This window comes from Brevundimonas vesicularis, assembly GCF_032067225.1.
GTDB classification, from domain to species: domain Bacteria; phylum Pseudomonadota; class Alphaproteobacteria; order Caulobacterales; family Caulobacteraceae; genus Brevundimonas; species Brevundimonas vesicularis_F.
On record NZ_DAMBJX010000097.1, the window covers coordinates 1 to 6134 of the forward strand.

10 protein-coding genes are annotated in these 6134 nt (G+C 67.0%); 9 read left to right on the forward strand and 1 reads right to left on the reverse strand.

Annotated elements, in window-relative coordinates; all coding sequences use genetic code 11:
* Window positions 1–639: endonuclease/exonuclease/phosphatase family protein (locus RT123_RS15275; RefSeq protein WP_313010059.1), on the reverse strand; the 639-nt coding region annotated here is incomplete at its 3' end.
* 68 nt (window positions 640–707) lie between these two features.
* On the opposite strand from RT123_RS15275, the gene RT123_RS15280 reads away from it, so the two are divergent.
* The 9 genes from RT123_RS15280 to RT123_RS15320 form a co-directional block, all read left to right on the forward strand.
* Window positions 708–1169, forward strand: a complete 462-nt coding sequence (locus RT123_RS15280; RefSeq protein WP_313010061.1) for a DUF4112 domain-containing protein — start codon at window positions 708–710, stop codon at window positions 1167–1169.
* 143 nt (window positions 1170–1312) lie between these two features.
* Window positions 1313–2755 (forward strand): DUF2793 domain-containing protein, encoded by a 1443-nt coding sequence (locus RT123_RS15285; protein ID WP_313010063.1) that lies wholly within the window; start codon window positions 1313–1315, stop codon window positions 2753–2755.
* Window positions 2752–2907 carry a hypothetical protein gene (locus tag RT123_RS15290; protein ID WP_313010064.1) on the forward strand — a complete coding sequence of 52 codons (156 nt, stop codon included), beginning with the start codon at window positions 2752–2754 and terminating at the stop codon, window positions 2905–2907. The genes RT123_RS15285 and RT123_RS15290 overlap by 4 nt, the downstream gene beginning before the upstream one ends.
* Window positions 2904–3173 (forward strand): hypothetical protein, encoded by a 270-nt coding sequence (locus RT123_RS15295; RefSeq protein WP_313010065.1) that lies wholly within the window; start codon window positions 2904–2906, stop codon window positions 3171–3173. Before RT123_RS15290 ends, RT123_RS15295 begins: the two co-directional genes overlap by 4 nt.
* Before the next feature lie 102 nt (window positions 3174–3275).
* Entirely contained in the window at window positions 3276–3554 is a 279-nt protein-coding gene (locus RT123_RS15300) for a M15 family metallopeptidase (RefSeq protein ID WP_313010066.1), read from the forward strand.
* Entirely contained in the window at window positions 3551–4030 is a 480-nt protein-coding gene (locus RT123_RS15305; RefSeq protein WP_313010068.1) for a hypothetical protein, read from the forward strand. Before RT123_RS15300 ends, RT123_RS15305 begins: the two co-directional genes overlap by 4 nt.
* Entirely contained in the window at window positions 3990–4172 is a 183-nt protein-coding gene (locus RT123_RS15310; protein WP_313010069.1) for a hypothetical protein, read from the forward strand. The genes RT123_RS15305 and RT123_RS15310 overlap by 41 nt, the downstream gene beginning before the upstream one ends.
* Window positions 4173–4390: 218 nt before the next feature.
* Window positions 4391–5209 carry a flagellin gene (locus RT123_RS15315; protein ID WP_313010072.1) on the forward strand — a complete coding sequence of 273 codons (819 nt, stop codon included), beginning with the start codon at window positions 4391–4393 and terminating at the stop codon, window positions 5207–5209.
* 286 nt (window positions 5210–5495) lie between these two features.
* The coding region (locus tag RT123_RS15320) for a flagellin (RefSeq protein WP_313010073.1) at window positions 5496–6134 on the forward strand (639 nt) is incomplete at its 3' end.

A 6134-nucleotide genomic window follows, 5' to 3' on the forward strand; every position in this document is an offset into this window, starting at 1 on the left:
CCACTGATATTGATAAGGCCAAGGCCGCGTCAGGTGGACGCCGAAGACATTGATCGGGCCGATGGGCGTCTGAACCGTCGCGCCCACGGTGCTGAGGCCGTCGGGACGTTCGGGCAGGCGTTGCAGGATCGGATAGCGCGAGGCGATGATCGAGCGCGCGTGGTCGCCGGCGCGCGCCTGGCCGATCAGGACGCGGTGGGGATAGTCCGGCAGCAACTGGTCCAGCCGCGACGCCGGGGCCTGCCCCAACTCAACCAGCACCAGGATGTCGGCGTCGGCGGCCGCGATGGAGCGGCGCATCGCCGCGACATCGGTGTTGAACACATACAGATTGGCCGAATAGACCCGGACGATCGGCTGGTCAGGCACGGGCACGCCCTTCGTCGGCGTCAATTGCGGCCAGACCGACAGGGCCAGCACCACGCACGTCAGCCCACCGACGATCGAGGCCGGCCATAGGCGAAAGAGCAGACACGCCACGGTCATGCCGACGACCGCCAGCAATACCGGCGATGTGAACTGCGCCAGTATATCCACCCAACGATGGCCGATGCCGCTGAGCGCCGCTGCGCCGAACGTCGCCAAGCCCAACAGCAAGGCGCTCGCCGTCACATTCGCCGCCAGCTTTATCAGGGTCATTGAAGAGGTATCTCTCAGATTGAACAGGACGCCTCGCCCAGCGTTAAGGCGACGCTTTGGAGGGCCACATGGCCAAACGGTCGATCCGGGATATCGAGAACATCTGGTCCAATGTCGAGGGCGTGAAGAAACTGTCGGACCGCGTCATCGGCATCGGCCCGTTCGGCATGGGACTGGACGCCATGCTGACCTGGGTGCCGGTCGTCGGCACGGCCTACACGGTCGGGACGGGCGGGTGGCTGATGCTTCAGGCCGTGCGGGCCAAGGCGACGCCGGCGACCCTGGCGCGCATGGGGGCTTACATGGCCATCGACACCGCTACTGGGACTGTGCCGATCGCAGGCGACATCATCGACACCTTCTTTCCCGGACAACTGATGGCGGCGCGGGCGCTGCAAAAGCACATCGAAAGCACCCACTGGGTCGAGGACACCGAGGCCAATGCGCGCGCCACCGGCGACCATGAGATGCATGAAGCCCGCGTGCAGAACGACAAGACGCTGAAGCGTATCATCTATCTGCATGATTGAGATGCGCTGGCTAAGGCGGCCTAGCCATCGTTTTTCCCGCAATGAAGCCGCCTGAATTCAACGGTCTGATCCAAATGACCGACCGTCTTCCGGCCTGAGGAAGGGCTGCGCCCAGACTGATCTCCGTGACAACGGAGAGAATAATGAGCGACGATTTCAGCGCGCGTCTGAACCTGCCCTATCTGGCGGCGGGGCAGATGCAGAAACATGTGACCCTGAATACGGCCCTGACCCGGCTGGACGCCCTGTTGCAGACGGCGGTGATCAGTCGCACGACGGCGATCCAGCCGGCCGATGCGTCGGATGGCGATCTTTATATCCTGCCGCAAGAGCCCGAAGGCGCAGCCTGGGCCGGGCGGCCGGTCGGAATCCTGATGCGGTTCGAGGGCGGCGGCTGGACCGCCGTGGCGACGTCGGACGGCATGATCGCCGGCGTTTTGGACGAAGGCGTCGTGGTGGTTCGGGCCGAGGGGGGCTGGGTCGCCCTGGGACAGCGACTGGGCGAGGCGCAGGGCCTGACGCGGCTGGGTCTCGGGACGTCCGCCGACGAAGCCAATCCCCTGGCGGCCAAGATCAACGCCGCCCTGTTCACGGCGCGCGGCGAGGAGGAAGGCGGCGACGGCGACCTTCGCCTGACCCTGAACAAAGCGACGGCGGGCGATGTCCTGTCGCTGCTGTTTCAGAGCGGATACGCCGCTCGCGCAGAGTTGGGCCTGATCGGCGACGACGATCTGAGCCTCAAGGTCTGCGATGACGCTGGGACATGGCGGTCGGTGTGGCGCGTGGATCGCGCGACGGGGCGTATCGCCTTTGACCAGGGGGCGGTCCGGCGTGAGACGACGCTGTTCACCAGCGATGACGACTATGCCCTGCCGGCCTGGGCGTGCTGGGTCGAGGCGACCTGCGTGGGCGGCGGCGGCGGCGGCGGCGGGGGCGCAGGGCTGGCGGGTGCGGCTGGTGCGTCGCGTCTCGGCGGCGGCGGAGGCGGCGCCGGCGGGCTGAGCCTCGCGCGATGGTCGGCGGACGATCTGGAGGGCGTCCTGTCGGTCAAGGTCGGCGCCGGCGGGATCAGTGGCGTTTCGGGCGGCGATAGTGAGGTCGCGACGGGTGACACGGTCCTGTTGCGCGCGACGGGCGGGACCGCAGGCGGCCCTGGCGTCGGTGGGGCAGGCGGCATCGGCCAACGGCTCGCCAATCCCGGCGGGAGCTCTTCGACAACCGCAACGGCGGCGACGGGCGCAGAAACCTTCTGCGCGGACGGACCGGGCGGAGGCGGGGCAGGCGGCGGTCTGAGCGCAGCGGATGTCGCCCATGCCGGAGGCGCGGGCGGTGTGGGGGGCTGGTCGGGCCTCCGCGCGGCCGGCGGCGTCGCGGGCGCTGCGGGACAGGCTTCGCCCAAGCCGCTCTTGTCGATGGTCGGCGGCGGCGGCGGGGGCGGTGATGCATCAGTGAGCGGAGCGGGCGGCCCCGGCGGCTCAGGCGCGCTGTTCGGGGCCGGGGGCGGGGGAGGCGGCGCGGGCCTGACCTTCGGCGGCCAAGGCGGTTCGGGCGCTTCGGGCGCGGTTCTGATCACGGTCGTCGGATGAGCCGGCGTGGACATCCGGCTGAGCCGGTCGAGGTGCTGGAGGCCGAGGCGTGGGAAGCGCCTGACAGCCTCAGCGACGGGGAATGGCGCCTCCAGTCCGGCTGGGATGGCCGCTGCTCCATTGAAACCTATGACGAGGAGGACGAACGATGACCCGACACAGACAGGGGGCGATCCCCTTGGCGGAGGGGCGGTGGCTGTTTCGTCGCCTCTACGCCTTCGCTGTCAGCGCGGGGCTATGGGTGCTGTTGATGCGCACGGTGGGGCGGATGCCGGCTGAGATGCTGCCCAGGATCACGGACGGGCTGATGGGTCTGCTGGCCCTGATCCTGGTGCTCTATCTGGTGGCGCCGACCGCTCCGCAGTTGATCACCCTGATCGCCACCGCCCGGCTGCGTATCAGCGGAGGCCGACCATGAGCTTTCGTCTGTCCAGCCGGTCGCGCGCGCGGCTCGTCGGCGTGCATCCGGCCCTTATTAACGGTGGTCGAGGCGGCGATCGCGCGCGCGCCGGTGGACTTCATGATCACCGAGGGACTGCGCACGGCCGAACGTCAGGCGGCCCTGGTCAAGGCCGGCGCCAGCCGCACGACGCGCTCGCGCCATCTGACGGGCCATGCCGTCGATGTCGCCGCCCTGGTCGAAGGCCAGGTGCGGTGGGACTGGCCGCTGTATGGCCGGATCGCCGAAGCGTTCAAGGCGGCGGCGCTCGACCTGAAGACGCCTCTGATCTGGGGCGGCGACTGGAAGACGCTGCGGGACGGTCCGCATTTCGAGCTGGATCGAAAGGCTTTTCCATGAGCGCTGGATCCATACTGCAGGCGATGACGCCGCTCGGCTGGTTGGCGGCCGCCGCTGCAGCGTTGGCGCTGGGGTTCGTCCTGCTCGGTGGGCTCGGCTTTCGCTGGGACCCGCTGAACCTGCAGCACAAGCGTCTGGAGGCCGCGAGCATTCAGGCGCGGGATGCGACGGCCGTGGCGGCGGCGCAGGCCGACGCCCGGCGGATTGAAACCGAAGGCGCGGCGGTTCAGGCCCGGCGCGTCGATCACTATCACCACATGACGGGGACGGCCGACCGGGCGACCACGGCCGCCGTCGCCCAGGCCAGGAGCGCCGCCGATGCCGACCAAACCTTGGACAACCGCCGCGCTGATCGCCTGCGCGACCATGACGGCGAACTGTGCCGCATCGCCCCCGATCTCGATGGTTGCGCCGGCGCGGCTGGTCTTGCCGGATGTGGCGACACGCCCGTGCGCGCTGGCGACCCTGCCGGCTGAACCCACGGCCGGCGATCTGGACGCGGCCTATGTGCTGCGCGGCGCCCAGATCGTGACCTGCGATGGGGCGCGGCGGCTGGCGGTCGAGACCCTGTTGGCCGAACGCGCGATGCAGGACGCGCAGGTGCGACGCCGCGACTGACGCCCTGCAAAAACGACTCGGCAACTTCTGCCGCCTGGTGTGCAGGCTTGCCGGGTCGTTTCGCAAACCGCCGAGATAAGTTCAATGAAATCAATGTTGGCGTCTGGCCGGCGTCACATTTTGGACTGGCCCCGCCCTTGCTCTCCTGAAGACCGAGCAAAACGCTCCTGACGCTAAAATGGCGTCGGACATCACACGAAGTGAACAGGAAAGCCAAAATGGCTACGAGCATCAATACGAACTACGGCGCCGCTGTCGCGCTGCAAAACCTCAATGCGACCAACGCCATGTTGGAGCGCACGCAAAACCGTGTCTCGACGGGCCTGAAAGTGAGCTCGGCCAAGGACAACGGCGCGATCTACGCCATCGCGACGACCCAGCGCGCCAACATGGGCGCCATGGATGCGGTTCGGAATTCGCTTCAGCGCGGACAGTCGATCGTCGATGTGGCCCTGGCCGCCGGCGACACCATCACCGCCGCCCTGGAAGAGATGAAGTCGCTGGCCGTCAGCATTCAATCGTCGGTCGCCGGCTCGGCCGCCGAAACGTCTTATCTGGCCGATTTCAACGCCTTGGGTAAGGAAATCGACGCGGCTCTGAAGGGCGCGACCTTCGATGGCGTCAACCTGTGGAACACCACCACCGCCACCAACATCACCACCAACGTCACCGGCGGAACCTATCAGATCGGTTTCGGAACGACCGACAAGGCGGCCGCCGCCCCGATCACGGCGGTCTCGGCCGGCACCGCCGCCCGCGCCGGCGCCACGACCGCCATCGTCGATGCGGCAATCACCGAGATCACTGCTGACTTGGCCACGATCGGCACGCAGTCCAAGTCGGTCGGGCGTCAACTGACCTTCGTCAACAAGCTGCAGGACTCGACCGAAGCCGGCATCGGCAACCTGGTGGACGCCGATCTGGCCAAGGAAAGCGCCAAGCTGACCGCCCTGCAGACCAAGCAACAGCTGGGCGTGCAGGCGCTGTCGATCGCCAACCAGGGCAGCTCGATCCTGCTGAGCCTCTTCCGCAACTAAGCCCGTCACGGGCTTAACGCTTCGCCTTTCGCCGTGTGGTGACCCCACGCAGGCGCAGACCAACTCGACGCGCGCTCGGCAAATCTTGCCTGGTGCGGGGACCAGCCCGGCAGAACCTGCCGGGTCGGAAGGAGGGTAAATCAAAGGTAAACCAGTAAAATCAGTTAGTTGTGGGCTTTTGCGCGGATCAGAAATGGCCCGGCAATTGCTTCTTACTCACCGAGCAAAAAGCTCCCGGCGGCAAAACGACGCCGGAAATCACTGAAGTGAACAAGGAGGGCCAGAAATGCCCAGCATCAATACGAACTACGGCGCCGCAGTCGCCCTGCAGAGCCTGAACAAGACCAACGCCCAGCTGGAAACCACCCAAAACCGGATCAGCACCGGCATGAAGGTGTCTTCGGCCAAGGACAATGGCGCGATCTTCGCCATCGCCACCCAGCAGCGCGCCAACGCCGCTTCGCAAGACGCGACGCGTAACTCGCTGCAACGCAGCCAATCGATCACCGACGTGGCCCTGGCCGCCGGCGACACGATCACCTCCGCCCTGGAAGAGATGAAGTCGCTCGCTGTCAGCATCCAGTCTTCGGTTGCCGGTTCGGATGCTGAGACGGCCTATCTGAAAGACTTCAACGCCTTGGGCGCGGAAATCGCCACCGCGATCTCTGGCGCTTCGTTCGATGGCGCCAACAGCCTGACGACGCCTCTGGGCGTCGCCTCGGTGACCGGCCTGACGGGCGGCTCCGTCGCTCGTGCGGGCGCCACGACGGCTGCGGTGGACGCCGGCATCGCGACGGTCACATCGTCGCTGGCGACGCTGGGCACCCAGTCCAAGTCGCTGGGTCGCCAGATCACCTTCGTCAACAAGCTGCAAGACGCGATGGAAGCCGGTGTCGGCAACCTGGTCGATGCAGACCTGGCCAAG